We start from the raw sequence: 25,294 nt of genomic DNA, 5'->3' as shown, positions 1-25,294 counted from the left end.
AATTAATTACTGATCGTTCGGTCAGTATATGAGGGTGTGTGATCTATGTCAATCAATTCTGTGGCCTGTGTCTCAAATTGACTGAAAGGGGAAGGGTTGAACTGTGGAAATGAGATTTGGTGAGCTTAGCGACGGGTGGGCTTTCCGGGCAGAACTCTGAAAGTTCCGCGGAATGAGGCGATTGGTTTGCCTTCGCAGGTGACTTCTACGTCAACAAATCCATTTCGGCCCCATTGGTGGCTGCGCCTTGCTATGCCGTCCAGTTGTTGGCCAGTAAAGGCGGGTGCGATGTAGTGAATCGAATTGTGGGTTGCGACAGCGACATCTCCATCGGTGTTGCAAGCGCCGGCAAAGAGGGAGTCGGCAAAAGCGAAAAGGTATCCGCCATGAATGGAGCCGTGGCCGTTGCAGAAGCGTTCCTGGATTGCCATGCTTCCGGCGCATAGACCGTCGGAGAGCTGGGTGATCTTCAAGCCCAAATCGTTGGAAGCGTGATCGTTGTTAAACATGGTGCGGACATGGGCAAATTGATCGCCGGTGGCGATTTTTGGGGATAGGATCTGGTAAGTCATGCGCCCACTGTAACCACAAATGTGTTCCGCGTCACTGAAATACTGTCCGATTGGTCAGTTAAGTTAGGATTGCTGGAACGAAAAGAGGGAAAATGACCGTAAAGCAAGGCCGGCCAGGTTACAACAGGGAAGATATCCTGCGAATTGCAGTTCAGGAATTCAATGCGCATGGCTATGAGGCCACTTCCATGGGGGATCTAGCAAAAGTGCTGGGTTTGAGTAAGTCGGCCATCTATCACCACATTTCCTCAAAAGAGGACTTGCTAAAGTCGGCCACCGATAAGGCGCTGACATTGTTGGATTCCGTTGTTGCGGAGTGTGAGGAGTCTGAGGCGTCGGCGATTGAACGCCTGCACATTTTGGTGCGTGGTACCACTGCCGCGCTGTGCGCCGAAGCGCAATATGTCACCTTGCTTATTCGGTTGCGAGGTAATTCCGAAGTTGAGCTGGCGGCGTTGGCTCGCCGTCGAGAGTTTACGAACTATCTGGTCTCGCTGGTAGCTGAGGCCCAGGGTGAGGGGGCATTGCGTTCAGAAGTTGATTCTGCAGTGGCCGGTCGCCTGCTTTTTGGCATGATCAACTCTTTGGTGGAGTGGTACGTGCCAGGAGGGCGATTGGATTCGGACCAAGTTGCGAACATTGTTGAAGTGATGGTTTTCAAGGGATTGCAGCTGTAAAAGTGGCTATTTCGCCACCCTGTTGTTAAGTTTCTTCGCTGCCAGCTTGCGAAGGGCTTGTTTAATTTTTCCCAAAAGGGGTGGCGCAGATCACGTCATTCGGTGTATCGTGAGTCACACATCAACTGACCGAATGGTCGGTAATGCTTGCCTATGTGGCGGATTCTTACTCACATCGATACTTGAAAGCTGGGGGCTCAATGACTTCCGTACTCGACATCACTTCCTCCCATCACGGTCCGGAAACCGGAATCGAATTTGCCTCCCGGGATGAAATCACCGCACTGCAGACCGCACGCGCTAAAAACACGCTCCGGCACGCCTACTTCAATGTGCCACACTACCGGCGCGTCTTTGATGAGTTGGGTGTGCATCCGGATGACTTTAAGGAGCTCAGCGATCTGGCGAAGTTCCCTTTCACCGAAAAGAACGATTTGCGCGCTGAATACCCGTTCGGAATGTTCGCCGTAGGTAACCATCAACTGGCTCGCATTCATGCCTCTTCCGGCACCACCGGCCTGCCAACCGTGGTTGGGTACACGCGCAACGATATCGAGACGTGGGCGGATTTAGTGGCGCGTTCCTTACGTGCCGGCGGTGTGCGCCCAGGCGATAAAGTACAAGTGGCCTTTGGCTATGGATTGTTTACGGGTGGTCTTGGCGCGCACTATGGCGTCGAGAAGCTAGGCGCCACCGCCATCCCAACCTCGGGCGGCATGACGGAGCGCCAGGTGCAAATCATCCGTGACTTCAAGCCGGATGCAATCCTGGCGACCCCTTCCTACATGCTCAACGTCGTGGATCGCATGCGCCAAGAAGGCATGGACCCGGCTGACACTTCGCTGCGCGTCGGCATTTTCGGCGCGGAACCATGGACCGAAGGCATGCGCGGTGAACTCGAGCGAAACCTGGGGATCGATGCCACCGACATCTATGGCCTTTCCGAGGTCATGGGGCCGGGCGTCGCACAAGAATGCGTAGAAACCAAGGACGGACTGACAATCTGGGAGGACCACTTCTACCCAGAAATCGTGGATCCGGAAACGCTACAACCAGTACCGGATGGTGAGCTTGGTGAGCTGGTCATTACCCCACTGACCAAGGAAGCTTTCCCAGTCATCCGCTACCGCACCCACGACCTCACTCGTCTTTTGCCGGGCACCGCGCGGTCGATGCGCCGCCTGGAGCGCATTAGTGCGCGAAACGACGACATGATCATTCTGCGTGGCGTGAACTGCTTCCCGTCACAGTTCGAGGAACTAATCGTGGAAGAAGCCGCACTGAAAACAAAGTACCAGTGCATTCTCGAGCGTAAGGGGCGCATGGACACCCTCACCATCGCCGTCGAAGGCAATCCAGATTGTTCCCAAAAGGAACAGGATGCTGCCGGAATTCACCTGAAGAAGCAGATTAAGAACCGAATCGGAATCACCGTCAATGTTGATGTCCTCGAGACCGTCAACGCTGGTGAAGGCAAGGCCAAGCGTCTTGTAGACAACCGTCCAAAGGGCTAAACCCCTCGGACCTTCTTTCGCGCCGGGGTATGACAGGGTGTGATGCCCCGGCGACTTTCCTTATCCCATAAAAGAGAAAGTTCCACCCATGACAACTACAGCCTCCGCCCAAGCGGCAACTCAGAACACCCCACTGACCGCAGAACACCGCCGTGTGCTCGCAGGGTCAATGGTGGGCACCACCATTGAGTGGTTCGATTTCTTCATTTATGCCCAGGCTGCAGCCCTTATCTTCGGCGCACAGTTCTTCAATCCTGCATCAAATAGCAGCCCTGCTCTTGCTCAAATTGTGTCCTGGGCTTCGGTCGGAATCAGCTTCCTATTCCGACCACTCGGTGCGATCATCGCTGGACACCTAGGCGATCGCTTCGGGCGAAAACTCGTGCTCACCCTGACATTGTTCGGAATGGGTGGCGCTACCGTGCTCATGGGCTTCCTGCCCAACTATGCAGCCATCGGCATTGCTGCGCCGTTACTCCTCGTGCTGTTGCGAATCATCCAGGGACTTTCCGCAGGTGGCGAATGGGGCGGCGCGGCCTTGCTTGCAGTCGAACATGCACCAGTGAACCGTCGCAGCTATTTCGGCTCCTTCCCGCAGGTGGGCGTTCCAGCAGGTATGTTTTTAGCCACGATGTTCATGCTGGTTCTAACCAAGTTCACCACTCAAGAGCAGTTCGATTCTTGGGGCTGGCGAATCCCATTCGTATCCAGTCTGCTCATGATCGGCATTGGCTACTACATCCGCAAGATGGTCGAGGAATCCCCCGTATTCACCGAGCTTCAGCAGCTGCAGAAAGAATCCTCAGCTCCGCTCGGCGTTCTATTCAAGCAGCACACAAAGCAGGTCATCGTCGCAGCTCTCATCTTCGCGGGTGTGAACTCGGCAGGATATCTGGCCATTGCCTTCTTCTCCGCATACGGTACGAAGGTACTGGGAATGCCGAAGTCCGATGTATTGTTGGTCACGCTTCTCAGTTCCGTGGCCTGGGTTATCAGCACCCTTGTGTGCGGCGCCCTCGCTGATCGTATTGGCAAAATCCGTACTTTTACATTTGGCTACCTAGCAATGCTGGTGTTTGCGATTCCGATGTGGATCATGATTGATACCAAGAGCCTGCTGATGTTCATTCTTGCTGGCGTCATCCTGGGAATCCTGCTCGGTTCTACCTACGGTCCTCAGGCCGCCCTATATGCGGAAATGTTCCCAGCAAAAATTCGACTTTCCGGCGTATCAATTGCTTACGCAATCGGCTCCGTCGTAGGTGGCGCTTTTGCGCCGATGATCGCACAGATGCTGCTTGATAAGACGGGTGACTCCATATCTATCGGTATCTACATCGCGATCATGTCCCTGATTTCCTTGATCGCAGTGCGAATGGTGCCGAAGGAAATCGAGGGTAAGAGCCTGCACTAGAGATAGTTCCCAAGTCTGCGAATGTCAGAAGACAATCATGCAAAAGGTTGTGACCAGTTTTCAATTTGAACAATGAGCTGAAAAACGGTCGCAACCTTTTTCGTACTGAATTTCCACAGTAGCTCCTACACTGCATCAGGACTGCTTCGACACCCTGCTCACCTGCGTTAACAGGGATACTATTTCGATTATGAAAGCCCATATTTTGCTCCCACTTGTTGCCGTGGCCTGTGCTGTTTCCGCTTGTGGAACCCCCACAGATGACGTGGCGCAGACCCCAGCAACCACCGTCATCCGCGTGACGGAGTATGTGCAAGAAACCCCGATGAGCGAGCCTGCAAAGACCGCAGAAACCGCACAAGAAGCGACGCAAGCAAAGCTTCAGTCTGGCCCGTGCGACATCGCCTCCATTCGGACTGACCTGGGGGTTCAGGAGTTGGACAATGTGTCTTACTGTGATGGCATGTGGGCTATGGTGGGGAAAACGCGAACGGATTGGATTGTTCGCGTGCTGTGGGATGGCTCCCGTTGGGCAAAGGTGCCGTTTGATGGTGAGACGAAGCACGGTATGACGCAGGGTTGCTATCTGCCAGGTACTTTGGCGCGACTCAATCCTCCCGACGAGCTAACAATGCCTAAGTGCGATCCGAACAACTACTAGCCGTGAATAAATCTCGACGCACCAAATTGCATGGGTTGATAGACTCAACGGGCGTACCTCAAGGTTTCAATGAATAAGGACGCACGCCGCATGAGCGCACAGAAGATCGGTTTCGATCGCGACAAATACATCGAAATGCAGTCGCACCACATCAAGGAGCGTCGCGACCGCATCGGCGGCAAGCTCTACCTCGAAATGGGCGGCAAGCTTTTCGACGACATGCACGCCTCGCGTGTCCTCCCGGGATTTACGCCAGACAACAAGATCGTGATGCTCGACCAGCTTAAAGACGAGCTGGAGATCCTCGTCTGTGTCAGTGCTAAGGACCTGCAGCGCCATAAGGTGCGCGCCGACCTCGGCATCACGTACGAAGAGGATGTTCTTCGCCTGGTCGACGCGTTCCGCGAGCGCGGCTTCCTGGTCGAGCACGTCGTGATGACGCAGATGGAGAATGACAATTCCGAGGCTGCCCTGTTCAAGGACCGCCTGGAGCGTCTAGGCCTGAAGGTGGCCATTCACTTCACGATCCCGGGTTATCCTTCCAACACCAAGCTTGTGGTGTCCGAGGAAGGGTTGGGTCGCAATGAATACTCGGACACCACTCGTGACCTGGTGGTTGTCACCGCGCCGGGCCCTGGTTCCGGCAAGCTCGCGACCTGCTTGTCGCAGATGTACCACGAGCACCAGCGTGGCATTCAGACTGGTTACGCCAAGTTTGAGACTTTCCCGATTTGGAACATCCCACTCGACCATCCGGTGAATGAAGCCTACGAGGCCGCCACGGTCGACCTTGATGATAAGAACGTCATCGACCCCTTCCACCTCTCCGCCTACGGCGAAACGACCGTCAACTACAACCGCGACGTCGAGGTGTTCCCGCTGCTCAAGGTGTTGCTGGAGAAGATCGCCGGCTCCTCCCCGTACCAGTCTCCGACCGACATGGGCGTCAATATGGTCGGCCACTGCATCTCCGACGATGCCGTGTGTCGCGAGGCCGGCCGCCAAGAAATCATTCGCCGCTACTACAAGGAACTCGTCAGCGAGGCCCGCGCGGAGCTGGATCCGATGGGGTCGGATCGCGTAGCAATGCTGATGGGCCGCCTGGGGATCGAGGCGACAGAACGGGCCGTCGTCACGCCTGCACTCGAGCTAGCTGAGTCGACGCAGGCGCCTGCTGCCGCGCTCGAGCTTCACGACGGCCGCATCGTCACCGGCAAGACGTCCCCGTTGCTTGGCTGCTCGGCTGCCGTAGTGCTCAATGCGCTGAAGGAGCTGGCGGGAATCGACCCTGACCTGCACCTGCTCTCGCCTGCGTCGATTGAGCCGATCCAGGTCCTCAAAACTAAGCACCTCGGTTCGCGCAACCCGCGCCTGCACACCGACGAGGTGCTCATCGCACTGTCGGTATCGGCATCGAGCGATGACAACGCGCGGCTAGCGCTGGAGCAGCTGCAGAACCTTCGCGGCTGCGACATTCACACCACCACGATCCTGGGCTCCGTGGATGAAGGAATCTTCCGCAACCTGGGTGTGCTGGTGACGTCCGAGCCGAAGTTCGCGAAGAAGGGCGTGTACAAGAAGTAGTCTCTGTCGAATTTCCTAATCCGATTGGGTGGTTATGGGCTAAATCTGCCCAGTTAGATAAGGAGATTCGGCACTGCTAGCCCTGAAACAGCAGGTACTCGATGCAGTCGGCGCGGAGATCGGGATCGATCTCTTGTCGAATCTGATCGATGACTTCCAAGTACTCCTGGTACTGCTTGGTGCTCCAACCTGCTGTTTTCTTGCTGCCGAGTGACTTGGCGACCCTGGCATCCAGAATCAGTGCCTTCTTGTGGGGGTCCGCAAAGTAGAGAAGCTTGGTGAAGAAAGCGGGGCCCAAGTACTTGATCTTTCCAGGGTCGCTGTTGAGACGTCGATAGGCCTCGACGGGATCGTCGTTCAGAACCTCGAACGCGGCGCGCAATTTTGGAACGAAGCATTCTGGCTTATTGGTGATCGGACGCATCGTGCGAGCGGAGATGAGACCCCTATAACCGCTTCCCCAACCACACACGTTGACGTAGAACTCCAGAATTGCTTCGTCCAAATCAAGGTTTCGGTTGAGCTCTTGACCTAGCTTGAAAAGTTGAGAACGTGAGACGGTGACTTTCTCCTTTTGCTGCAAAATCGGTAGCGAAGTGAATTTAGCTGGCCACCGCTCAGCCCAGTGCCGCGGATAAAAGTAGATTGAGTGATTGGAAACTTCCTGGGCGCAGGTCTCATTCGGGTGCACCCCACCCATAGCGGCGAGTCGACGCCGACAGATTGCGAGACCTAATTCGGCATTGAAAGTCATTGGGATACTCCGTTCTCAGCGTGGCCCTTTGTAGAGACGCTCGTGACCTAAACTATACGTATGGACCTCCCCGAGCTGCGAGCCCGCCGACTCATCGCACAACGCCTTGCCCCAGGTCAACAGTGTGGCACCGCGGTGGATGCGGCTCATTGGATGCTCGCAACGCAGGGGCAGCTCTACAATTCGGGCCTGGCGGGACTCGCAGCGCGCGCTGCGGAGGCGCCGAATCCGGCGTCGTTGAGCATCGTGCGCACCTGGTCGCAGCGCGGCACCCACCACTTTCTGGCTGCGGAGGACGCGCAGTGGATGATGCGGCTGTGCGCCCCGCGCCCGGAGGTAGCCGCCGCTAAACGGCGTCCCTCGCTCGGTCTCACGGAGCAGGACGTTGCCACGGCTCGAGGCGCATTTCATGAAGCGCTCTCGGACGGGCCAGTGTCCCGGACCGAGGCATACGCGTTGTTTGCTGCTGCGGGGGTTTCGCCGGAGGAGTATCGAGGGCAACACTTGTTGCGCTCCTTTGGCAGTGACGGCACGGTGGTGCAGGGTGCGCGCCGGGGAAATGAAGATGTGTTCATGCTGGTGAGCGCGTTGACGGTGCAGTCCCTGGAGCTGGAGGGGGACGCAGCGTTGGCAGAGCTCGGTACTCGATATTTCCATTCCCGCGGCCCCGCGACGGTGCAGGATCTTGCGTGGTGGAGCGGGCTGACCGTGCGGGATGCGAAGAAGGCAGCTGTATTGGCGCGGGACGTGATCGAGATGGACGGCTACCTCATGGGAGCATTCCAAGAAGACTGGTCCAATTTTGAAGAAGCCCTCGCCTTGACGCTGTCGCTGCCAGCCTTTGATGAGTATCTGTTGGGATACAAGGATCGCTCGGATGTGTGTCCTGCAGAATTAGTTCCTATTGTGGGGCCCACGAGGAATGGGATATGCCGACCGTTTGTAGTAACTGAGGGAATCGTGACAGGGTTGCCGGCATCCTAGAATGGAGACGTGGCACCTCAGCACTTCGCAACGATCGCGCAGGCGGCGCAGTATGCCAGGTCTACGGGGAGCCAGGGCTGGGAGCTCGTCGAGGTTGCCTGCCAACTGATCCGTGGCCAATTCGAGCTTTACTCGATCCTGCATGCTTGAGAATCGGTCGACAAAGCTTTTGCTCGGAGGCGAGGCTACTGCCTGCAATACAACGGCGCGCTGTATGAATTGTTGAGGCAACTAGGATTCGATGCCACTCGGGTATTTGCGACAAGGGTTCAGTTCGACGAGCACGTCATGGGGCATGTCTGGGTTCGGGTCAATGTCAACGGTGAAACGAAAGACAAATGTGCAGGTGGGCGGAGATTCGAGCCGTTGACCGAGGTGCGTCGGCTCAGCGGGATCGGCAACCTCACGATGCGGCTCATGATGGTGCTCTACGCGCAGTCCCTGGTCTGGATGAATCGTGTCCCAGAGTGGGCGGAGCGGGACTTCAGGTAGCTAGTAAGGCGCGGACATGCGCCGGAGGCAACGAAGGTAAACGCCGACACCGCCCGCTACCAAAAGCGCCTAACCTGGTTCCATGCCCATCGAATACCTCCTTGAACTAACTAAGAACTGGATCGTCGCGCACGGCATTTTCCTGACGCTGCTGGTCCTGATCGGTTTCCTGATCCCGCGGGTCGGTCGGCGGATTATCGCTAGTGCTGGCCAGACGGTGCAGGATGGGACTGAGGCGGCGAAGGGCCGTAAGGCGATTGTGGGCGCGGTGGTGTACATCGCGGAGGCGTTGGCGTACACGGCATTGGTCATTGCGGCGATGAAGAACCTGGGTATCAACTTGGCGGCGGCCGCGATCCCGGCGACTGTGGTTTCCGCTGCCGTCGGTTTTGGTTCGCAGAAGATCATTGGTGACCTGCTCGGTGGCTTCTTCATCATCACGGAGAAGCAATACGGCGTCGGCGACTGGGTGAAGTTCTACGGTTCCGGCGCGACCGTCGAGGGCGATGTGGTGGACATGACGCTGCGCGCCACCACAATCCGCACGATCAACGGCGATGAAATTACGGTCCCGAATGGCGAGGCCCGCATGTGCGTGAACTCCTCGGCGCGCTGGGCCCGCGCGGTGGTGAACATTCCGGTGCCAATCACCGCGGGAAGCTCGATGGCAGAGATCAATGCGCGCACGCTCGCGGCCGCCGAGGATGCCGTTCTCGATCCTGACCTCGGCGAACACCTTCGTGGCGAGATCACCTTCCAGCCCGCCACTGCCGTCACCCCGCCGAGCGCGATGGGCCTGCCGTGGACCACCACGATCCGCATCATGGTGGATGTCGCGCCGGGCAAGCAGTGGCTCATCGAACGCGCCCTTCGCGCCGCGATCCTCGACGAGTGGTGGGAGGATTACGGCAAGCGCGCCTCGGAAACCGCGCTTCTCGACGACAACGTAAACGCCTCACTCAAGCACCTGCTCGACACCCAGGAGTTCCGCGCTATCCCACCCGCGGCGCTGTCACAGATTCCGCAGCCACCGGCCCAACCTCAATCGTCGGAGGCGCTGGCCAATGCTGCCGAGAACACTGAAGTACCTCGTGACCAGGTCTTGCGCGAGATTGAGGAGCGTGAAGACGAGGTGGAAGAAAAGCCACGTCGCGTTGCCGGACTGCTCTCTCTGGGTGGCCGGGTGCGACCGTCGACCACGTTGTTGTTGCTAGCGCTAGTGGCCGTCGGCATGCTGGGATCGATGACCCTCTCAGGCGGTACGAATTCCGACAAGTCTGGGTGGCTGGCGCCGAAGCCCGTCGAGACGCAAGCCCCGGCCCCGGCTCCCGCGCCTCCAACTCAGCCGGAAATAGTGACTCCGGTGCAGCCAGAGGTCGTGACCACGCAGCCCGTCGCCCCACTTACGACGCAGCCGACATACACAGCGCCACCTGCACCAATCACTTCAACTGTGGAGGAGACTGAAACGCCCGAACAGGTCACTTCAGAGCCGCTGGCGACCGAAGTGGTAACACCAACCCCGTAAGCCTGTTCGAAGGGCCGCCGATCGTGTCCAAGCGGGGCGTTACGCTGCAGGTGTTCCAGCAATCGAGCAGGAAGGACAGCGGCATGGACGGCATGGAGTTCGCGCACAGTATTGGCCCCGATGAGGTGCGTCCGGTTACGTGCGTACGGGTGATGGCGGCGCTCACGGACCTTGGGGTCAAGTACCGAGTAGACGAGGATGATGACAACGAATTCATCGCCAGCTGGCCGGGGTACTTTTCCCGCCTGATTTGGGACGGCCCTTTCGACCCGACCCTGAGGGTTTCGGCTCGCCTGTGGGCCGATATGAGCACCGAATCCCTCCCTGGCCTGCAGCGCTGGCTTAGCGACTATAACAAAGGTGTTTTCCAGCCCGTCGTCACCTATGTGCCCAACGATGAAGGCGGCCTCTTCATCGTGATCCGTGGCTACTTGTCCCTCAAGGGCGGGCTTTCCGACGAGCAGCTGCGCGAAAACCTGGACCGGCTGCTGCGCAGCATCAGCGAATCCGCCCGAACTGCTGCCACCGAGTTTCCCGAACTCACACATACCGAGTCGAGCTACCTCCGTAGCATTGGCGTTCCGGAGTTGGACCTACAGCTTCCCGTCACCTTGGATCGCATCATGGAGGTGCTGCAGGTGCTGGCCGTCGAGGACCTTGGAGTGTGGGGAGACGTGGTCGGTTTCGATGCCGGTGACTGTAGCTTTAACTGCACCGTCGAGCGGGAGGGGGCGTGGTTGCAGGTGCGCAGCGCGATGGAAGAGGGCTGGGGAAACGAGTTCTTTGGTCAATTGGTTGAGATCGCCAACGATCTAAACTGCGAGTATGGGCAAGCTGCCGCGTTCGTTGAGCGAGTGGGCAAATGGTACCGCATCGCGTTCGAATCGAATACGGCTATCTCCGGAGGCCTGACAACAGCGCAGCTCGGAGAGGCGCTTCGCGACGCCGTGTGGGGTCAGGAGCATCTGTGGGGGCTCTGTCTCGAGCGAGTGCGGGCCATGGAAAACTCATCCACCTCAGAAACGTAAACTACCGCTGACAACCCGGGCACCAGAACAGATTCCGGCCTTCCATCACCTGGTGCTTGATCTCGGTGCCACAGACATAGCAGGGCAGTCCGGCGCGGCGGTAGACGTAGACCTCGCCGCCGTGGTCATCCTTGCGAGGGTCGCGCCCCATGGCCTCCGGGGTGTGTTCGGGACGAACGGTATCGATTCGACCATCGGTCACGCCTTGATGCATGAGGTCCGCTAGGTCGGCCCATAGCTCGTCAAACTGCTCTCGAGAGAGTTCGCGACCTGAGGTGAAAGGACTGATTCCTAACCGGAACAGGGGTTCCGCACGGTAGATATTACCTACCCCCGCGAAAAGTTTTTGGTCCATCAGTAGGGAAGCCACCGTGCGCTGCGAACGCGAAACTTTGGACCACAACCACTCGGGATCCGCATCATTTCTTAAGGGGTCAGCCCCCAGCTTGTCCACGGCAGCCAGCATTTCATGCTCGGTAATCAACCGGCACCACTGAGGGCCATGTAGATCGGCCGCAACCAAGCCATCGGTGATGCGCAATCGCACGATTCCCTTGGGCTCTGCGAGTGGTGCGAGCCGAAACTTCCCGATCAACCCCAGGTGAATGAACACGATGTGTGGTGAATCGAAGTGCAAGAACAGTTGTTTGCCGTAGGCCTCAGCGTGGGTGAACATGTGGCCGTCGAGAAGCGCGGCGGATTCGGCGAACCTGCCCTGCGGCGAGCTGACCCGGACGCAGTGACCGGAAAACTCATGGTTCAGGTCGCGGGCGAGGCGGTGAATGACGTGGCCTTCAGGCATCCTTTCCCCCAATGACCTGCAGAATCTGGGGTTCGGGGCGCCAGTAGGCGGCGGTGACGGCCGTAAACGAGCGGGGCTGCTCGAGCTCATCGAGGGCCGCGAGATAGTCGGGGACCACGTCGCGGGGCAGGCGCAGCCCGATGGTCAGGTGCGGGGTCCAGCGGTCGCCCCGGCCGTCCGGGTTCAGGGCGCTGAGCTCGCGGGCCGCTGCTTCCATCTCATCAGAGGCTTCGAGGAGCCAGGCGATCGTTCGCTTGGACTTTGTGCCGAAAATGACCGTGCCCACGCGGGTGAATTCGGCCGGAATCAGGGGTGGGAGCAGCTCAGCAGCACGCTCGACGACCTGTGAATTCATGCTCGGTGAGAACGTAAGTGTGATGTGCGGGGTCTGGTGTTGTCGTGGGAACCCGAGTCCGGCAAGATGGTCGAAAAGCTGATGGATCGAACTTTCTTGCTCTGGCGACAAATACAATAAAAGGTTTTCGGGGGACGGCACGATGAATAGCTTAGTAGTATCACCGACATGAAAATTTTCGCGCTGGCGACTGTACGAGATGTCGTCCCAGCGACATGGGTCACTGCGACTGGTTTCTGGCAAATTGCGGACCCTGCCACCCTCGAAGCATTTATGAGGCCTATCAGTAAGACTCGTGAGTTGGTGTACGGGGAAGGTCTGCGCCGCGCCGGGGGCAGCATGAACGCCGGGCTGTGGGCAGTGGTCCAGCACACTCGCGACACTGAGGTCGTTTACCAGTTCAATGCGCCGGATCTTTCCGGGTTGGAGGTCTGGGCGCGCGAAGCCAACGCTATTTTTGTGGTCGATTTCAAAGAGCTGCGGAATGCGGAAGGCGACGATCTTCTCGAGCCGGTCAACCAATACGCCGTGCCTTATCACCCGGTCGCTCGCATGCGGGCCAGCCGTATCCGCGCTGAACTGGGCGTGCAGGGCATCAACGTGCTCGATAATTTGCCACCCGTGCGCAGCGAACTCGAACTACTGCTCCGTTCGCCTCAGGAAGTCGCGAGCCGCGTTTGCGCACTCGTGGCGATTTCCGAGCTGGCGTCCTGGTGGCACACCCGAGGAATCAGCATCCTCCCACAGGTCGAGGAACGGTTCCCGCACGGAGTGGCCGCCTTTTCGCCCGAGGAGGCTGCCTTCGCACAGCTCGTGCGGCAAGGGGATCGCTCCCCGAAAGTGATCAATGAGGCTCCCCAGTTAAGTTGGTCCTATGCCGCGTTCGTACCACTGGCTCACGTGCTGGGAAAGCTAGAAGTTCCCGCACAGATGCGGGGCCGTGGGAAACCGTGTCTCGATGAACTGGCGATCCTCCACCCGCATGAGTTTATTCCGTGGATCGCAGAACTCGGCTCCGAAGAATTCCTTGCCCAGTGCACCACCCTTGCTGATCTGGATGAAATCTGCGATTTTTACGAGTACGTTCGCTCCCTGCGCTGGGTCGCCGTCGATGAGACGCTCCGCCCCGAAGATCATCACTTCATCGATGGTTCCACTGGCTCCACCCTGCTTGAGTGGCACAAGGCACTGGCATGGCTGACGAACCCTGCTGCAGAATGGGATCGTGTTCAACTCCACACGTAGCTTCGTCTACTACCTGCCTGTCATTGTCCTGCTCACACTCCTGAAGGGCTATTTCGTCATCGGGCACCTGTGGCGCAAGGATGCCCACCACATCCGCGAGCTCCAACTTGTGCCGTTCAATGACTTCGTCGCGGCCACCAGCTGGTTCGGGCCACTGTTCAATGCGGTGGGCAACATGGTGCTCTTCGTTCCGCTGGGCATTTTGGCCTACCACCTGCTTCGCGACGTCCGTCGCACGGTACTCCTCGGCCTGGCGATATCGTTCACCATCGAAATGCTCCAGTACGTGTTCGCCCTGGGCATTTCCGATACCGATGACTTGATCCTGAATACGCTTGGAGCCTTCATCGGAGCCATGCTTGCACGGGCTGTGCCGTGGGACCGTTTCTGGCGATGGAGCTGTCTCCTCTTTGCCACCTTCATCTACGTGTTGTACCTGCTGGGGCCACGTTTGGGGTCGGAAGAAGCGATGGTTGATGCTTTAGGTAATGCCCCTATCGGGGCACTAGAATGAGTAGACATGCAACGCATCAGCAAAATTCTCCTGTACTACAAGTTCCTGCCCATCTCGGATCCCAAGGCCGTGATGCTGTGGCAGCGTGAGCTGTGCGAGCGCCTCTCATTGAAGGGTCGCATCCTCATCTCCGAGCACGGCATCAACGGCACCGTGGGTGGCGATATGGATGCGTGCAAGGAGTATGTAAAAAAGTGCAAAGAGTACTTCGGCCGGATGGAATTCAAATGGTCTGAAGGTGGCGCCGAAGATTTCCCGCGCCTATCCGTGAAGGTACGCGACGAGATCGTGGCCTTCGGTGTGCCGGGCGAGCTCAAGGTTGACGAGAATGGCGTCATCGGCGGCGGCGTGCACTTGAAGCCCGCTCAGGTGAACAAGCTGGTAGAAGAGCGTGGCGACGACGTTGTCTTCTTCGACGGCCGCAATGCCATGGAGGCGCAGATCGGCAAGTTCAAGAATGCTGTCGTGCCCGATGTGACCACGACGCACGACTTCATCGCGGAACTCGAGTCCGGCAAGTATGACTGGATGAAGGACAAGCCCGTCATTTCCTACTGCACCGGTGGTATCCGCTGCGAAATTCTGTCGGCGTTGATGAAGAACCGCGGCTTCCAAGAGGTCTATCAAATCGACGGCGGCATTGTCCGCTACGGCGAGAAGTTCGGTAACGATGGTCTGTGGGAAGGCTCCCTCTACGTCTTCGACAAGCGCATGCATACCGAGTTCGGCATGGGCATCGAAGACCCGGGCTTCGTACAGCTCGGCCACTGCGTGCACTGTGGCACCGCCACGAACAAGTTCGAAAACTGCGGCAACCTGGATTGTCGCACCCTGACCTTGATGTGTTCCGCGTGCGCGGAGGATCCGATGAAGCGTACGTGTGGCAAGGAAGAGTGCGCGAATGTGGTTATGCAGACTGTCGAAAAGTAGGAATTTTTACACTCTGAATAACCAAATCCCGCAGGCCTGTCTACTGTCCCACGAGTGCCATCGTGCCGAAGCCGGTCATGATGGTCATCGCCCACGGGATGAGGAACCAGATGACACCGAACCAGGGCTGCCATAGCTCGTAGCGCTTCCACTTGCGGTAGAGGATGATCATCGCGCCGATGACGGAGGCGAAGGAAAAACCGCCTGTCACCACGGGGAAGAGGATCTCGAAGGTGCGGGAGCAAATGAGCGTGCGAGATCCCTCGACGCACATCGGCCCGCCTTGGGATTTCGAAATGAAGATGATCACCAGTGCGATCACGATCGAGCCCACGCAGGAGCCGATGGTGTACCAAATGGCTTGCTTGATGGAGAGCTTTGCGCGCTTGCGACGCAGCTCCGGGTTAGCCATCAAGTCGAGTTCGGAGACCTTCAGCTTCTTGCCATTTTCGGGTACCCGGTCGAGTTCGGGGTCGATACGGTAACCGCCTGCTTCGCTCATGTGTTTCTCCTCCCGACTGTGCTAGGTACCTACTCTAGCCCCGTGGCCTTAAAACGACCTCATGTGGATGACCGTCTTCGGGGGTGTTCAGCGCATTGATGACCGCGCTGGCCACCGTGGATGCTGAAAGGTACCGTGCCGGGTCGTACTCTCCGCCTTCAGTGGCAACAATGGCGCGTTGCATCGGCGTATCAATGCGACCCGGATGAATCCCTGTGACGCGGATGCTTGGCTCCTCAGCCCGCAGTGCGTCGCACCAGGCGCGAGCTGCGAACTTGGACGCTGCGTAGGATCCCCAGTTCGGGTTAGCGCGCAGCCCAGCACCAGAATTGACATACGCAACATGGCCCCTAGCGCTTCGGAGGGCAGGCAAGTAAAACTTCGTCAGCTCAATCGGGGCATACAAGTTCACCGCCATCGCTTCCTGCCAATCTGACAGCGGTGCCTCGGACACAGTGCCCAGCGAGCACACCCCGGCGCAGTGGATCAAAGCGTCCAACGCAGGCAGTTCAGGTGCTCCGTCAATAGCGGGGAAATCAGCCTGCCACCAGTGCGCGTTCAGGGAGCCTGGCGCGGTGCGGTAGTGGGCGTGGACGTCCCAGCCGTCGGCAAGCAGCAGGCGCGTGATTTCGAGCCCGACGCCGCCGCTGGCGCCGGTAACGACGGCGGTCCTCATCGAGCGACCGGCCGAACAATCGTGGGAACCGGCGCGAACTGCAGGATGTGGCTGGTCGCGGAACCAACAAATACCCGCTCCAACGGATTCATTGGGGACGCGGAGAGGCTGAGCAGGTCGCCCTTCTTCCACTTGACCGCGTCCACCGCGCCGGCCCAATTGCCGCCACTGCCGATTTCCGTTTCGATCTGCAGATTCGGGAACGCGGTCGCGACTTCTTCTTTCGCCCGGTCGAGCAGGGCAAACAGGTGCTCACGCCACTGGACGGAGATCTCAGTTTGAACGGTGAGGGGATCCAAGAGAATGGAATCGTCGAGGATGTCCGGGGCGAACGCCACGATGCGCAGCGGAACGTCCCAGGTGGTGGCGCGGGTGGCTGTTTCGAGCAGCGCGGCGGAGTCTTGCTCGCCGTCGATAAAGCCGTAGGTCAGGCGGGTGACGCCACGCTTGGACAGCTTGGTGCTCTCCGGCATGAGGCCAATCGGCGTTGGGGTGGCGGACAGCAGCGACTCCATGGTGGAGCCCGCGAGGAAGCGACCCTTCACAGTCACGTCCACCGAGCTCATCAAAATGAGTGACGCGTCGAAATCTCGCGCGGCCTTCGCCAGAAGCGCGGCTTCCGAGGTGCCGTCAAGGAACAGGGCGATCTCATCGTCCCAATAGTGCTCGGGGATCCCGGCCGCGCTCAGGCTCTTCTTCGCTTCGGCTGCGCACGCCTGCGTCTCTTTGGCATGCCATTTCTTGTATTTGCCGCCGAGTTTGGCAATGCTTGTCGACGGCCACGGCCGCACAAACGTGGTGACCATTTGAATTCGGATCGGCGTCGTCCGTGCGATCCACGCAGCGTATTCCAAGGCCGCCGAGCTTTCAGAACGGCTACCGTGGTGGGGTTTCCACGCTACGAGGATTCGAATTTCAGGGCCCTCAAGGGGCTTCTTAGATGGTCTTTTGGCCATTAAATGTGAACTCACTCTTTAGCGAGATAGAGGACTTCGCCCACCGACTCCCGTGGTGAACCTAGCGCGCGTCAGTTAACGCGAGCTTAAAACAGCTCAATTCTAACAGGTCTGGCCTTAACCTAGGTAAACTACTCGGGAGCTTGGACTGAATACAGGTCTGCCATCTTATTGATCACAGGTACTAGATCAGCAACAAGATTCAGTTCATCTTGATCGAGGGTGCGTAGCATCTCTGCGAAATACTGAGTGCGCTCGTCGCCCACTCGAGTCAACTCCCGCAGGCCTTCCTCAGTGATCTTTACAAAGACGCCGCGACGATCAGATTCGTCACGCACGCGCTCGACGAGGTTGCGCTGCTCCAGCTGGTGGAGTGAGTTCGATGCCGTCGGCATGCGGATGCCTTCCTTGCGGGCAACGTCGCTGATGCGCTCTGGGATGCCGTCTGCAAGGTGGGTGAGGATCGTCAACTGGGGGCCGGTCAGCGCTGACTGCGCGGCCTTGCGGAAATAGGTGACGTACAGCTTCGTCATTGCTGGCCGAATGCTCTCGGAAACGGCTTCGGGTGTCTTTTCTCCCAGTGACTCTGTCTCGCTCATGGCACTTATACAACCACAATGGGGCTAACTATTTCCATATAGAAAATAGTTAGCCCCACAAAAGGAGGGTTAGCCCTTGATGAATTCCTCGAGCAGGGCACGAGCCTCGTCGTCAGGCAGCTGACGAGGAGGGGACTTCATCAGGTAGGACGATGCCGGGTGAATCGGGCCCGCAATCCCGCGGTCCAGGGCGATCTTTGCGGCGCGGACGGCGTCGATAATGATGCCCGCAGAGTTAGGGGAGTCCCAGACCTCAAGCTTGTACTCCAGGTTCAGCGGCACCTCACCGAATGCCTTGCCCTCGAGACGCACATAAGCCCACTTGCGGTCATCCAGCCATTCGACATAGTCGGATGGGCCGATGTGGACGTTGCGGTCATCGATCTTGCCGGCCAGTGGGCCGGACAAGTTGGAGGTGACGGCCTGTGTCTTGGAGATCTTCTTGGATTCCAGACGGTCGCGCTCCAGCATGTTCTTGAAGTCCATGTTGCCGCCGACATTGAGCTGCATGGTGCGCTCCAGGCGCACGCCACGCTCCTCAAACAGACGAGCCATCACGCGGTGGGTGATGGTGGCGCCGACCTGGCTCTTGATGTCGTCGCCGACGATTGGAAGACCAGCGTCCACGAACTTCTGAGCCCACTCAGGGTCGGAGGCGATGAACACCGGCAGGGCGTTGACGAAGGCGCAGCCAGCGTCGATGGCAGCCTGGGCGTAGAACTTGTCCGCCTGCTCGGAGCCGACCGGTAGGTAGGAGACAACTACATCGACCTTGGCGGCCTTGAGAGCGGCCACGACATCTACTGCCTCAGCGGTCGATTCAGTGATGGTTTCCCGGTAGTACTTGCCCAGACCGTCGAGGGTTGGGCCACGCTGTACCTCGATGCCCAAGTGAGGGATCTCGGCGATCTGGATCGTGCAGTTCTGGCTGGAGCGCAGGGCGACAGACAGATCCTTGCCCACCTTGTCGGCATCGACGTCAAACGCCGCGACGAACTCAACATCGGAGATGTGGTAGTCGCCGAACTGTACGTGCATCAGACCCGGCACGGTTTCAGTTGCGGGGATGTCGCGGTAGAACTGGACGCCTTCCACAAGGGAGGTTGCGCAGTTGCCACAACCGACGATGGCGACCCGAACCTTAGATTCGCTCAACTTTTAGTCACTTCCTAACGAAGAATCTCAAACTAACCCCTACCAACCTAGTGGGCTTTTTAGCTGACGAGAACGCTTGATCGATTCAGTGACCTTGTTAATCGATTCAGTTCGCGCTCTAGGTGTTACAGCGGGTCAGGCAATATACTTGTTCGGTGGTCGTTTTTAGTTCACTCGTGAGTCATCGGTTCGCGCGCGCCAGTGTGCTCCGATTGTGGCGAGCCGGACTAAAACGAAAGGAGGAAATCTGTGATGCAGACTTTCTCCTGGTAACGGCGGGTCAGTTTCATGGTGAAGCGGCGCAATACCCCTGTCCGATTTGCGAAAGTGATCGCCTGCGCCAGGTATTTTGGATATATGGCGAACACTTAGGGAAGATGTCAGGAACTGCCCGTGATTCCCATGAGATTGAGCGGATTGCGCAGACCAACAAGCCGTTCTCGGTGCACACTGTTGAAGTATGCCCGGACTGTCGATGGAACCACTTGCTACAAACGGCAACTGTGGCAAGTGAAAAATAAGGAATGGACGAACTAACTGTGACCAGCAAAACTACGCCAAGCAGCGCTAACCGGGCTGGAAGGCGTCGAAAGAAGGGCCAGAAGAGTCTGTGGGCTTGGCTCATGGGTGTGCTGGCGATTGCGATCGTCGTCCCCGCTTTTCTGCTCGGAAGCATGTACGTGGCTGCTGATGTCCCGGAGCCGAACGAGATCGTGAACAAGCAGATCTCGCTCATCATGGCTTCGGACAGTAGCACCGAGTTGGCGCGTGTGGTCCCGCCAGAAGGCAACCGTAGCCATGTCGAGCTCGACAAGATTCCTGATCCGGTCATCAACGCCGTACTGGCCGCGGAAGACCGCGAGTTCTACACCAACCGCGGCTACTCCATCACCGGCTTCGCGCGTGCGGCACTGGGACAGCTCCGTGGCGATGACAGCGCCGGAGGTGGCTCCACCATCACCCAGCAATACGTGAAGAACACCGTGGTGGGTAACGAACACTCCATCAAGCGCAAGATTCACGAGCTGATCTACTCAGCCAAGATGACAAAGGAATGGTCCAAGGAGGACATCCTCGAGGCCTATCTGAACACCATTTACTTTGGTCGTAATTCCTATGGCGTTGCCGCCGCGGCCAAGGGATACTTTGGCAAGGATATCTCGGAGCTCGGCCCTGCCGAGGCTGCTGTGCTCGCTGCGTCCATTCAGCGACCAAGCCAGTTGGATCCGTGGAACAACCGCGAGGCTGCCGAAGAACGCTGGAACTATGTGCTTGACGGCATGGTTACCACCGGCACCCTTTCTCAGGCTGAGCGCGACACCTTGGTCTACCCGGAAACCTCGGATCCTGCTTTCAACCGTGCATACACCGAAGCCACCGGCACCAACGGTTTGATCAAGAACCAGGTGATGTGGGAGCTTGCTGAGCTCGGTATCACTGAGGAGGACGTCGAAACGCGAGGTCTGCGCGTGACGACGACCATCGACCCGGTTGTCCAGCAGAACATCGTTGATTCGGTCCACAACCTCATGCAAGGCGAGGATGAAGCTATCCGTACCGCGTCGGTGACCATCGATCACAACACCGGTGCTGTGCGCGGTTATTACGGCGGCGAAGAGGCTTCCGGTTGGGACTACGCCAACGCGGGCGTCCAAACCGGTTCGACCTTCAAAATCTTCGGCTTCGCCGCAGCAATGCAGCAGGGCATCTCCCCGAACGCCTACTACAGCTCCGCACCGGTGAAGACCGGCAACATTGAGGTGGGCAACGCTTTCGACAAGTCCTGTGGTTCTTGCTCGATTAGCCAGGCGCTGAAGGAATCTTTCAATACCTCCTTCATCCGTCTGCAGAAGGATTTGGAAAACGGGCCACAAGACACCGCAGACATGGCTCACGCCCTCGGCGTCGCGCGCTCCATCCCGGGCATCGAAAAGACCCTTACCGAGAACGGTCAGACTCCGTACGAGGGCATCATCCTCGGTCAGTACCAGTCTCGCCCCTTCGATATGGCCGTCGCGCTGGGCACCCTGGCCAATGAAGGCATCTGGCATAAGCCACACTTCGTGGAAAAGGTCGAAACCGCTGACGGCGAAGTGCTGTACCAGTACGAGGGCGACCAAGGCGAGCGCCGCGTTTCCAAGGTGGCAGCCGACAACACCATCAAGGCCATGGGCCCGATCGCTGCTTGGTCTAATGGCGCCCTCGCTGGCGGCCGACCTTCCGCGGCTAAGACGGGTACCGCGCAGCTCGGCGATACCGGCTACAACAAGGATGCCTGGATGATCGGCGCAACCCCACAGCTGTCCACCGCCGTGTGGGTAGGCACCGTGGACAACACCCCGCTGCTCAACACCTGGGGCGGCAACATGTACGGTGCTGGCTTGCCGACGCAGATCTGGAAGTCCGTCATGGACAAGTCCCTCCAGAACCAGGACTTCGAGTACTTCCCAGAAGCTGAGGCAATCGTCTCTGATCCGAAGAAGTACTACACCAACCAAGCTCCGGTACCGGTGGCGCCACGGGCACCTGCTGCGTCTCGCGCACCGGCTGAGCCTTCGAAGCCAGCTGAGCAAGTAGCCCCTGTCGAGGAGGCCCCAGCTGCACCGGCACCACAAGCACCAGCGCCGGCACCTGCGCCGCAGCTGCCGCCGCCACCTAATATCAACGATTTGCTCAACGGCCTGTTGAATCCTTAAGACGCCCAGAACCACCCCTGCAGAAATTGCAGGGGTGGTTTTCTGTTTTCTCTGCACCGACCAGTTTCTGCGCCGACCCGCACCTGAGGGGATAAAGTACTAGAAAGCATGAATAATCTCCCCCAAAGATCACTGAAGGAGCCTAGGTCAGTGGACGAGACCACCCGAAAGGTGAAGCACCAGATCACCACGCGCCCGGTGTCACCTCAGGCCGAGGCATCCGTGTCGGGCCGAGTTAGTCCGGCGCTGACTGAGCCGATAGCTCAAGGCTTCATCGAATTTCTCGGTGGTCCCCTCGGACGTCACTCAGCGGTGGGTACCCAACGCTGGTGGACTCCAGTCCGGGTGTTCACCCTGACTTCCTTGGTATTCCTGGCATTTGGCTTCCTCAGCAAGACCAACTGCCTCATGGGTAAGCGTGGCGATTCGGGCGTGGGACTGGATTGGTCAGGCAACCGCCAGTTCACCTCCGCCTGCTACAACGACATCGTTCCGCTGTACGGGGTCTATGACTACCAAAATGGCACCTTCCCTTATGCCCACTCCTGGCAGGAAGGCGGAATCACCCGCTACATGGAGTACCCGGTACTCAGCGGAATCTTCCAGTGGATCTGCGCGTTGATTGCTAACGCGTTGTACAAGGTGGTGGATCTGTTCCCGGGACACACGATTCCCCAGGTGACCGTCTACTTTATGGTCACTGCGTTGGCATTAGCAGCCTGCTGGACTTACATGGTTCGGTTGGTGGCCGACTTGGCCGGCAACCGCGTGTGGGACACCGTACTCGTCGCGGCGAGCCCGATCGTGGCAGTGCACGCCTTTTCAAACTGGGACATCGTCCCTGCCCTGTGCACGATCGCTGCGATGCATTCGGTGCGCCGCACCCAATTGGTGCGCGCCGGGGTTTGGATCGGCCTGGGCATAGCGTTCAAGCTCTGGCCACTCTATCTGCTGGGCGCCTATCTGGTGCTGGCTATTCGCGGCCGCACAATCGCGCCGTGGCTCAAGGTGGCGGGCGTTGCCGCACTCACCTGGGCCGCTGTGAACCTACCGATTGCGCTCAAGTACCCGGATGCCTGGCGCGAATTCTTCCGCCTCAACCAGGAGCGTGGCGCCGAGTGGACCACCCTCTACGCGGTCACCCAACGCATGGGATTGACCAATTGGACCCCAGAGCAACTCAATGCCATCAGCCTGGCGCTTTTCGGCCTGTCCTGTCTCGGCATCTTGTGGATTGGCCTTCGAGCGCCGCAGGCACCACGAGTCGCGCAGTTGGCATTCCTGATCGTCGCGTCCTTCCTGCTATTCAATAAAGTGTGGAGTCCGCAGTACTCATTGTGGCTGGTTCCGCTGGCTGTGCTGGCTCTGCCACAGTGGCGTCTCCTGCTCAGCTGGATGGTCTCGGAGGTTCTGGTCTGGCCGATCCTTACCTGGCACATGATGGGCGAGGAGAAGCTCGGCGCGCCGGGCGAGCTCCTCAACTTGGTGGTGTTGGTGCGCGATGGCTTCGTTGTCGCCATCTGCGTCCTCATCATCCTCACGATCCTCGGGTACCGGTCGGATAAGGTAGCTGCAGCCCATGCCGGCCGAGATCTGCTGGCTGGCCCATTTCAATCAAGCACGCGCTTGGCGACGCCACAGGTGAGCGAAACTGATGGCGTCGATAAGCGTGCGGAGGAAGCACATGTCTAACGCTGAAATGTTCGTCATGGTTGGCGAAATCTTCATTGGATTCTTGTTTATGATGAGCGCGTTTGCTTGCTTCATGTACAAAAAGTCGCTGAAGCTGGTGTGGACGCTGGTCGCGTTCGCGTTCCTATTCCTGACGATCCTGCCGGTGTCGCAGGCCATCGGCTGGGGAACGACTTGGATTAGGTAGCCTGCGTGCGCTATCTTGGATAGGTTGCTGACGCAACGACCCTCCTGCCATGCCTACCAATGGGTGTGGCCGATTCAAATTACTAGACCATAGGAGGTGATGAGGTCCGTGCGTCAATACGAACTCATGATCATTCTTGATCCATCTCAGGATGAGCGCACCGTAGCCCCGTCCCTGGATAAGTTCCTCGAAGTCGTCCGCAAGGAAAACGGCACCGTGGAAAAGGTAAACATCTGGGGTAAGCGCCGTCTTGCTTACCCAATCAACAAGAAGGATGAGGGCATCTACGCCGTCATCGATCTCAAGTGCGAGTCCGCAACCGTACTCGAACTTGATCGTCTGCTGAACCTCAGCGACGACATTCTGCGTACCAAGGTTCTGCGCGTAGACGCCTAATTGGCGTAATACGCATACACTAAGAATCCACAGACCTAAACAAGTCACACGCAGAAAGGCAAGGCCATGGCCGGAGATACCGTCATCACCGTGGTGGGCAACCTCGTTGCCGACCCAGAACTCCGCTTCACCCCTTCGGGCGCAGCGGTTGCGAACTTCCGTATCGCAAGTACCCCACGCACGTTCGATCGAAACTCGAACCAGTGGGTTGATGGTGAGGCCCTGTTCCTTGCATGCAACGTGTGGCGCCAGGCAGCTGAGAACGTCGCTGAAACTCTGACCAAGGGCATGCGAGTCATCGTCCAGGGTCGACTCAAGCAGCGTTCTTATGAAACCCGCGAGGGCGAAAAGCGTACCGTGTTTGAACTGGAAGTCGACGAAGTCGGCCCATCCCTCAAGTACGCCACCGCACAGGTTAACCGCACCACTTCTGGTGGTTCTGGTAACTACGGCGGCGGTGCCGGGTTTAGCGGGCAGCCTCAGGCAGCTCAAGGTCAGGGTGGCAGCTTCGGCGGTCAGGCCCCTCAGGGCGGACAGCCACAGCAGCGCAGCCAGGGTGGCTTCGGTGGACAGCAGGGCGGTTTCAGTGGAAACCAAAGCGCCCAGCCAGTGCCGGACAACGACCCATGGAACAGCGCGCCGCCTGCAGGTGGATTCGGTGGAGCAGACGACGAACCACCGTTTTAAACACGGAATGGTTCACCCCAGATAACTACTGAATTTCACACAAAGAAACTTTGAAAGGCAGGGATCATGAAGCTGATCCTCACCGCCGACGTTGACAAGCTCGGTGTCGCAGGCGACATCGTAGAGGTCAAGGACGGCTACGGACGTAACTACCTGCTTCCACGCGGCCTGGCAATTGTTGCCACCCGCGGTGCTGAGAAGCAGGTTGAGGGCATTAAGCGCGCTCAGCAGGAACGCGCAATTCGCGACATCGACCACGCTCGCGAGGTCCGCACCCAGCTCGACAACCTTGAGGGTGTCGAGGTCAAGGTCCGCACTGCGGACACTGGCAAGCTCTTCGGTTCTGTGTCCACCCAGGACATCGTCGATGCAGTCAAGGCTGCAGGCGGCCCGTCTCTCGTAAAGCACAACATCGACCTGCCAAAGGGCCACATCAAGGCTCTCGGTTCTTACCAGGTCACCGTGCAGCTTCACGACGACATCACCGGCAAGATCAACTTTAAGGTCGTTGCTGCCTAATCTAGGCAACTAATGCAACGGCGGCTAATTTCATAGCCCAACGACAACAGCGCACTCAAGCGGGTTTCATTCCTTTGCGGAATGGGCCCGCTTCAGTGTTTTTAGAGCAGTTCTCCCAGAGCACAGCAAACATGAATCGGACACCGTTCAAGCTCAAGTTGAGGGTTGTGGATAA

29 protein-coding genes and 1 pseudogene are annotated in these 25,294 nt (G+C 58.3%); 21 read left to right on the top strand and 9 right to left on the bottom strand.

The genetic code is table 11. From position 1 onward, the window contains the following. Positions 1 to 125 precede the first annotated feature (125 nt). On the bottom strand, positions 126 to 572 hold the full coding sequence (locus tag CKALI_RS11760) for a hotdog fold thioesterase (RefSeq protein WP_156193526.1): 447 nt from the start codon (positions 570 to 572) through the stop codon (positions 126 to 128). Positions 573 to 664: 92 nt separating this feature from the next. Between CKALI_RS11760 and CKALI_RS11755 the strand changes: the two genes are divergently transcribed. The 5 genes from CKALI_RS11755 (at position 665) to CKALI_RS11735 (ending at position 6,422) form a co-directional block, all read left to right on the top strand. Beyond that, complete coding sequence (locus CKALI_RS11755) at positions 665 to 1,249, top strand: TetR/AcrR family transcriptional regulator (RefSeq protein ID WP_156193525.1); 585 nt, start codon at positions 665 to 667, stop codon at positions 1,247 to 1,249. 200 nt (positions 1,250 to 1,449) lie between these two features. Then, positions 1,450 to 2,763 (top strand): phenylacetate--CoA ligase PaaK, encoded by a 1,314-nt coding sequence (gene paaK, locus CKALI_RS11750; protein ID WP_156193524.1) that lies wholly within the window; start codon positions 1,450 to 1,452, stop codon positions 2,761 to 2,763. A gap of 88 nt (positions 2,764 to 2,851) precedes the next feature. Next, positions 2,852 to 4,177 (top strand): MFS transporter, encoded by a 1,326-nt coding sequence (locus tag CKALI_RS11745; protein WP_156193523.1) that lies wholly within the window; start codon positions 2,852 to 2,854, stop codon positions 4,175 to 4,177. Between the two features lie 190 nt (positions 4,178 to 4,367). After that, the gene (locus CKALI_RS11740; RefSeq protein WP_156193522.1) at positions 4,368 to 4,838 is read left to right on the top strand and encodes a hypothetical protein; all 471 of its coding nucleotides are present in this window, start codon (positions 4,368 to 4,370) and stop codon (positions 4,836 to 4,838) included. Between the two features lie 90 nt (positions 4,839 to 4,928). Continuing rightward, a complete protein-coding gene (locus CKALI_RS11735; protein ID WP_156193801.1) occupies positions 4,929 to 6,422 on the top strand; it encodes a DUF1846 domain-containing protein in 1,494 nt (497 codons plus the stop codon). A gap of 76 nt (positions 6,423 to 6,498) precedes the next feature. Here CKALI_RS11735 and CKALI_RS11730 read toward each other — a convergent pair whose 3' ends face one another. Continuing rightward, positions 6,499 to 7,176, bottom strand: coding sequence for an 8-oxoguanine DNA glycosylase OGG fold protein (locus CKALI_RS11730; RefSeq protein ID WP_156193521.1), 678 nt, complete (start codon positions 7,174 to 7,176; stop codon positions 6,499 to 6,501). Positions 7,177 to 7,236: 60 nt separating this feature from the next. Between CKALI_RS11730 and CKALI_RS11725 the strand changes: the two genes are divergently transcribed. The 6 genes and pseudogenes from CKALI_RS11725 to CKALI_RS11705 all read left to right on the top strand — a co-directional run bounded on the left by CKALI_RS11725 (position 7,237) and on the right by CKALI_RS11705 (position 11,208). Continuing rightward, positions 7,237 to 8,160, top strand: a complete 924-nt coding sequence (locus tag CKALI_RS11725; protein WP_156193520.1) for a DNA glycosylase AlkZ-like family protein — start codon at positions 7,237 to 7,239, stop codon at positions 8,158 to 8,160. Positions 8,161 to 8,169: 9 nt separating this feature from the next. Continuing rightward, entirely contained in the window at positions 8,170 to 8,310 is a 141-nt protein-coding gene (locus tag CKALI_RS11720; RefSeq protein ID WP_156193519.1) for a hypothetical protein, read from the top strand. Between the two features lie 33 nt (positions 8,311 to 8,343). Then, positions 8,344 to 8,475: pseudogene (locus CKALI_RS12390) on the top strand (arylamine N-acetyltransferase); the annotation flags it as partial. 51 nt (positions 8,476 to 8,526) lie between these two features. Further along, entirely contained in the window at positions 8,527 to 8,652 is a 126-nt protein-coding gene (locus CKALI_RS12320) for a hypothetical protein (RefSeq protein ID WP_269076355.1), read from the top strand. A gap of 82 nt (positions 8,653 to 8,734) precedes the next feature. Continuing rightward, positions 8,735 to 10,180 (top strand): mechanosensitive ion channel family protein, encoded by a 1,446-nt coding sequence (locus CKALI_RS11710; RefSeq protein ID WP_156193518.1) that lies wholly within the window; start codon positions 8,735 to 8,737, stop codon positions 10,178 to 10,180. An 83-nt stretch (positions 10,181 to 10,263) separates the two neighbouring features. Further along, positions 10,264 to 11,208 (top strand): YbjN domain-containing protein, encoded by a 945-nt coding sequence (locus CKALI_RS11705; protein WP_156193517.1) that lies wholly within the window; start codon positions 10,264 to 10,266, stop codon positions 11,206 to 11,208. Between the two features lies 1 nt (position 11,209). Here CKALI_RS11705 and CKALI_RS11700 read toward each other — a convergent pair whose 3' ends face one another. Further along, the gene (locus CKALI_RS11700) at positions 11,210 to 12,010 is read right to left on the bottom strand and encodes an Fpg/Nei family DNA glycosylase (protein WP_156193516.1); all 801 of its coding nucleotides are present in this window, start codon (positions 12,008 to 12,010) and stop codon (positions 11,210 to 11,212) included. Further along, positions 12,003 to 12,506 (bottom strand): 2'-5' RNA ligase family protein, encoded by a 504-nt coding sequence (locus CKALI_RS11695; protein ID WP_156193515.1) that lies wholly within the window; start codon positions 12,504 to 12,506, stop codon positions 12,003 to 12,005. The genes CKALI_RS11700 and CKALI_RS11695 overlap by 8 nt, the downstream gene beginning before the upstream one ends. A 27-nt stretch (positions 12,507 to 12,533) precedes the next feature. Here CKALI_RS11695 and CKALI_RS11690 point away from each other — a divergent pair, with 27 nt between their 5' ends. From CKALI_RS11690 to trhO, 3 genes are read left to right on the top strand one after another with little or no spacing between them, the layout of a single operon-like run. After that, positions 12,534 to 13,610 (top strand): DUF4272 domain-containing protein, encoded by a 1,077-nt coding sequence (locus tag CKALI_RS11690; protein ID WP_156193514.1) that lies wholly within the window; start codon positions 12,534 to 12,536, stop codon positions 13,608 to 13,610. Continuing rightward, positions 13,591 to 14,124, top strand: a complete 534-nt coding sequence (locus tag CKALI_RS11685; RefSeq protein ID WP_231580472.1) for a VanZ family protein — start codon at positions 13,591 to 13,593, stop codon at positions 14,122 to 14,124. Before CKALI_RS11690 ends, CKALI_RS11685 begins: the two co-directional genes overlap by 20 nt. A gap of 6 nt (positions 14,125 to 14,130) precedes the next feature. Next, the gene (gene trhO, locus CKALI_RS11680) at positions 14,131 to 15,054 is read left to right on the top strand and encodes an oxygen-dependent tRNA uridine(34) hydroxylase TrhO (RefSeq protein WP_156193512.1); all 924 of its coding nucleotides are present in this window, start codon (positions 14,131 to 14,133) and stop codon (positions 15,052 to 15,054) included. A 40-nt stretch (positions 15,055 to 15,094) separates the two neighbouring features. Here trhO and CKALI_RS11675 read toward each other — a convergent pair whose 3' ends face one another. The 5 genes from CKALI_RS11675 to CKALI_RS11655 all read right to left on the bottom strand — a co-directional run bounded on the left by CKALI_RS11675 (position 15,095) and on the right by CKALI_RS11655 (position 18,942). Continuing rightward, on the bottom strand, positions 15,095 to 15,556 hold the full coding sequence (locus CKALI_RS11675) for a hypothetical protein (RefSeq protein WP_156193511.1): 462 nt from the start codon (positions 15,554 to 15,556) through the stop codon (positions 15,095 to 15,097). Between the two features lie 34 nt (positions 15,557 to 15,590). Next, positions 15,591 to 16,232 carry an SDR family oxidoreductase gene (locus CKALI_RS11670; protein WP_156193510.1) on the bottom strand — a complete coding sequence of 214 codons (642 nt, stop codon included), beginning with the start codon at positions 16,230 to 16,232 and terminating at the stop codon, positions 15,591 to 15,593. Then, positions 16,229 to 17,188, bottom strand: coding sequence for a universal stress protein (locus tag CKALI_RS11665; protein ID WP_156193509.1), 960 nt, complete (start codon positions 17,186 to 17,188; stop codon positions 16,229 to 16,231). The genes CKALI_RS11670 and CKALI_RS11665 overlap by 4 nt, the downstream gene beginning before the upstream one ends. A 131-nt stretch (positions 17,189 to 17,319) precedes the next feature. Then, positions 17,320 to 17,787, bottom strand: a complete 468-nt coding sequence (locus tag CKALI_RS11660; RefSeq protein WP_197079707.1) for a MarR family winged helix-turn-helix transcriptional regulator — start codon at positions 17,785 to 17,787, stop codon at positions 17,320 to 17,322. A gap of 69 nt (positions 17,788 to 17,856) precedes the next feature. Next, positions 17,857 to 18,942, bottom strand: a complete 1,086-nt coding sequence (locus CKALI_RS11655; RefSeq protein ID WP_156193508.1) for an inositol-3-phosphate synthase — start codon at positions 18,940 to 18,942, stop codon at positions 17,857 to 17,859. A gap of 155 nt (positions 18,943 to 19,097) precedes the next feature. Here CKALI_RS11655 and CKALI_RS12235 point away from each other — a divergent pair, with 155 nt between their 5' ends. The 7 genes from CKALI_RS12235 (at position 19,098) to rplI (ending at position 25,119) form a co-directional block, all read left to right on the top strand. After that, entirely contained in the window at positions 19,098 to 19,463 is a 366-nt protein-coding gene (locus CKALI_RS12235; RefSeq protein WP_197079706.1) for a DUF5318 family protein, read from the top strand. Between the two features lie 18 nt (positions 19,464 to 19,481). Beyond that, on the top strand, positions 19,482 to 21,638 hold the full coding sequence (locus CKALI_RS11650) for a transglycosylase domain-containing protein (RefSeq protein ID WP_231580471.1): 2,157 nt from the start codon (positions 19,482 to 19,484) through the stop codon (positions 21,636 to 21,638). A gap of 150 nt (positions 21,639 to 21,788) precedes the next feature. Next, positions 21,789 to 23,330, top strand: coding sequence for a glycosyltransferase family 87 protein (locus CKALI_RS11645; RefSeq protein WP_231580470.1), 1,542 nt, complete (start codon positions 21,789 to 21,791; stop codon positions 23,328 to 23,330). Continuing rightward, on the top strand, positions 23,323 to 23,517 hold the full coding sequence (locus tag CKALI_RS11640) for a hypothetical protein (RefSeq protein ID WP_156193505.1): 195 nt from the start codon (positions 23,323 to 23,325) through the stop codon (positions 23,515 to 23,517). Before CKALI_RS11645 ends, CKALI_RS11640 begins: the two co-directional genes overlap by 8 nt. Before the next feature lie 108 nt (positions 23,518 to 23,625). Further along, entirely contained in the window at positions 23,626 to 23,913 is a 288-nt protein-coding gene (rpsF, locus tag CKALI_RS11635; RefSeq protein ID WP_156193504.1) for a 30S ribosomal protein S6, read from the top strand. 66 nt (positions 23,914 to 23,979) lie between these two features. Beyond that, complete coding sequence (locus tag CKALI_RS11630; RefSeq protein WP_156193503.1) at positions 23,980 to 24,600, top strand: single-stranded DNA-binding protein; 621 nt, start codon at positions 23,980 to 23,982, stop codon at positions 24,598 to 24,600. A gap of 66 nt (positions 24,601 to 24,666) precedes the next feature. Next, positions 24,667 to 25,119, top strand: coding sequence for a 50S ribosomal protein L9 (rplI, locus tag CKALI_RS11625; protein WP_156193502.1), 453 nt, complete (start codon positions 24,667 to 24,669; stop codon positions 25,117 to 25,119). Positions 25,120 to 25,294: the final 175 nt, after the last annotated feature.

The sequence above is a fragment of the Corynebacterium kalinowskii genome (assembly GCF_009734385.1).
Lineage (GTDB): Bacteria > Actinomycetota > Actinomycetes > Mycobacteriales > Mycobacteriaceae > Corynebacterium > Corynebacterium kalinowskii.
Note: the sequence above shows the minus strand (reverse complement) of the source record. Positions and strands in the feature narration are given on the sequence as shown.

Excerpts from the sequence above, each read along its gene's own strand:
- CKALI_RS11690 (WP_156193514.1), top strand. The coding sequence starts at position 12,534 with ATGAAAATTTTCGCGCTGGCGACTGTACGAGATGTCGTCCCAGCGACA.
- CKALI_RS11725 (WP_156193520.1), top strand. The coding sequence starts at position 7,237 with ATGGACCTCCCCGAGCTGCGAGCCCGCCGACTCATCGCACAACGCCTT.
- CKALI_RS11630 (WP_156193503.1), top strand. The coding sequence starts at position 23,980 with ATGGCCGGAGATACCGTCATCACCGTGGTGGGCAACCTCGTTGCCGAC.
- CKALI_RS11710 (WP_156193518.1), top strand. The coding sequence starts at position 8,735 with ATGCCCATCGAATACCTCCTTGAACTAACTAAGAACTGGATCGTCGCG.
- paaK (WP_156193524.1), top strand. The coding sequence starts at position 1,450 with ATGACTTCCGTACTCGACATCACTTCCTCCCATCACGGTCCGGAAACC.
- CKALI_RS11735 (WP_156193801.1), top strand. The coding sequence starts at position 4,929 with ATGAGCGCACAGAAGATCGGTTTCGATCGCGACAAATACATCGAAATG.
- CKALI_RS11745 (WP_156193523.1), top strand. The coding sequence starts at position 2,852 with ATGACAACTACAGCCTCCGCCCAAGCGGCAACTCAGAACACCCCACTG.
- CKALI_RS11640 (WP_156193505.1), top strand. The coding sequence starts at position 23,323 with ATGTCTAACGCTGAAATGTTCGTCATGGTTGGCGAAATCTTCATTGGA.
- CKALI_RS11705 (WP_156193517.1), top strand. The coding sequence starts at position 10,264 with ATGGACGGCATGGAGTTCGCGCACAGTATTGGCCCCGATGAGGTGCGT.
- CKALI_RS11760 (WP_156193526.1), bottom strand. The coding sequence starts at position 572 with ATGACTTACCAGATCCTATCCCCAAAAATCGCCACCGGCGATCAATTT.
- rplI (WP_156193502.1), top strand. The coding sequence starts at position 24,667 with ATGAAGCTGATCCTCACCGCCGACGTTGACAAGCTCGGTGTCGCAGGC.
- CKALI_RS11740 (WP_156193522.1), top strand. The coding sequence starts at position 4,368 with ATGAAAGCCCATATTTTGCTCCCACTTGTTGCCGTGGCCTGTGCTGTT.
- CKALI_RS11730 (WP_156193521.1), bottom strand. The coding sequence starts at position 7,176 with ATGACTTTCAATGCCGAATTAGGTCTCGCAATCTGTCGGCGTCGACTC.
- CKALI_RS11755 (WP_156193525.1), top strand. The coding sequence starts at position 665 with ATGACCGTAAAGCAAGGCCGGCCAGGTTACAACAGGGAAGATATCCTG.
- CKALI_RS11700 (WP_156193516.1), bottom strand. The coding sequence starts at position 12,010 with ATGCCTGAAGGCCACGTCATTCACCGCCTCGCCCGCGACCTGAACCAT.
- trhO (WP_156193512.1), top strand. The coding sequence starts at position 14,131 with ATGCAACGCATCAGCAAAATTCTCCTGTACTACAAGTTCCTGCCCATC.
- CKALI_RS11670 (WP_156193510.1), bottom strand. The coding sequence starts at position 16,232 with ATGAGGACCGCCGTCGTTACCGGCGCCAGCGGCGGCGTCGGGCTCGAA.
- CKALI_RS11660 (WP_197079707.1), bottom strand. The coding sequence starts at position 17,787 with ATGAGCGAGACAGAGTCACTGGGAGAAAAGACACCCGAAGCCGTTTCC.
- CKALI_RS11665 (WP_156193509.1), bottom strand. The coding sequence starts at position 17,188 with ATGGCCAAAAGACCATCTAAGAAGCCCCTTGAGGGCCCTGAAATTCGA.
- CKALI_RS11675 (WP_156193511.1), bottom strand. The coding sequence starts at position 15,556 with ATGAGCGAAGCAGGCGGTTACCGTATCGACCCCGAACTCGACCGGGTA.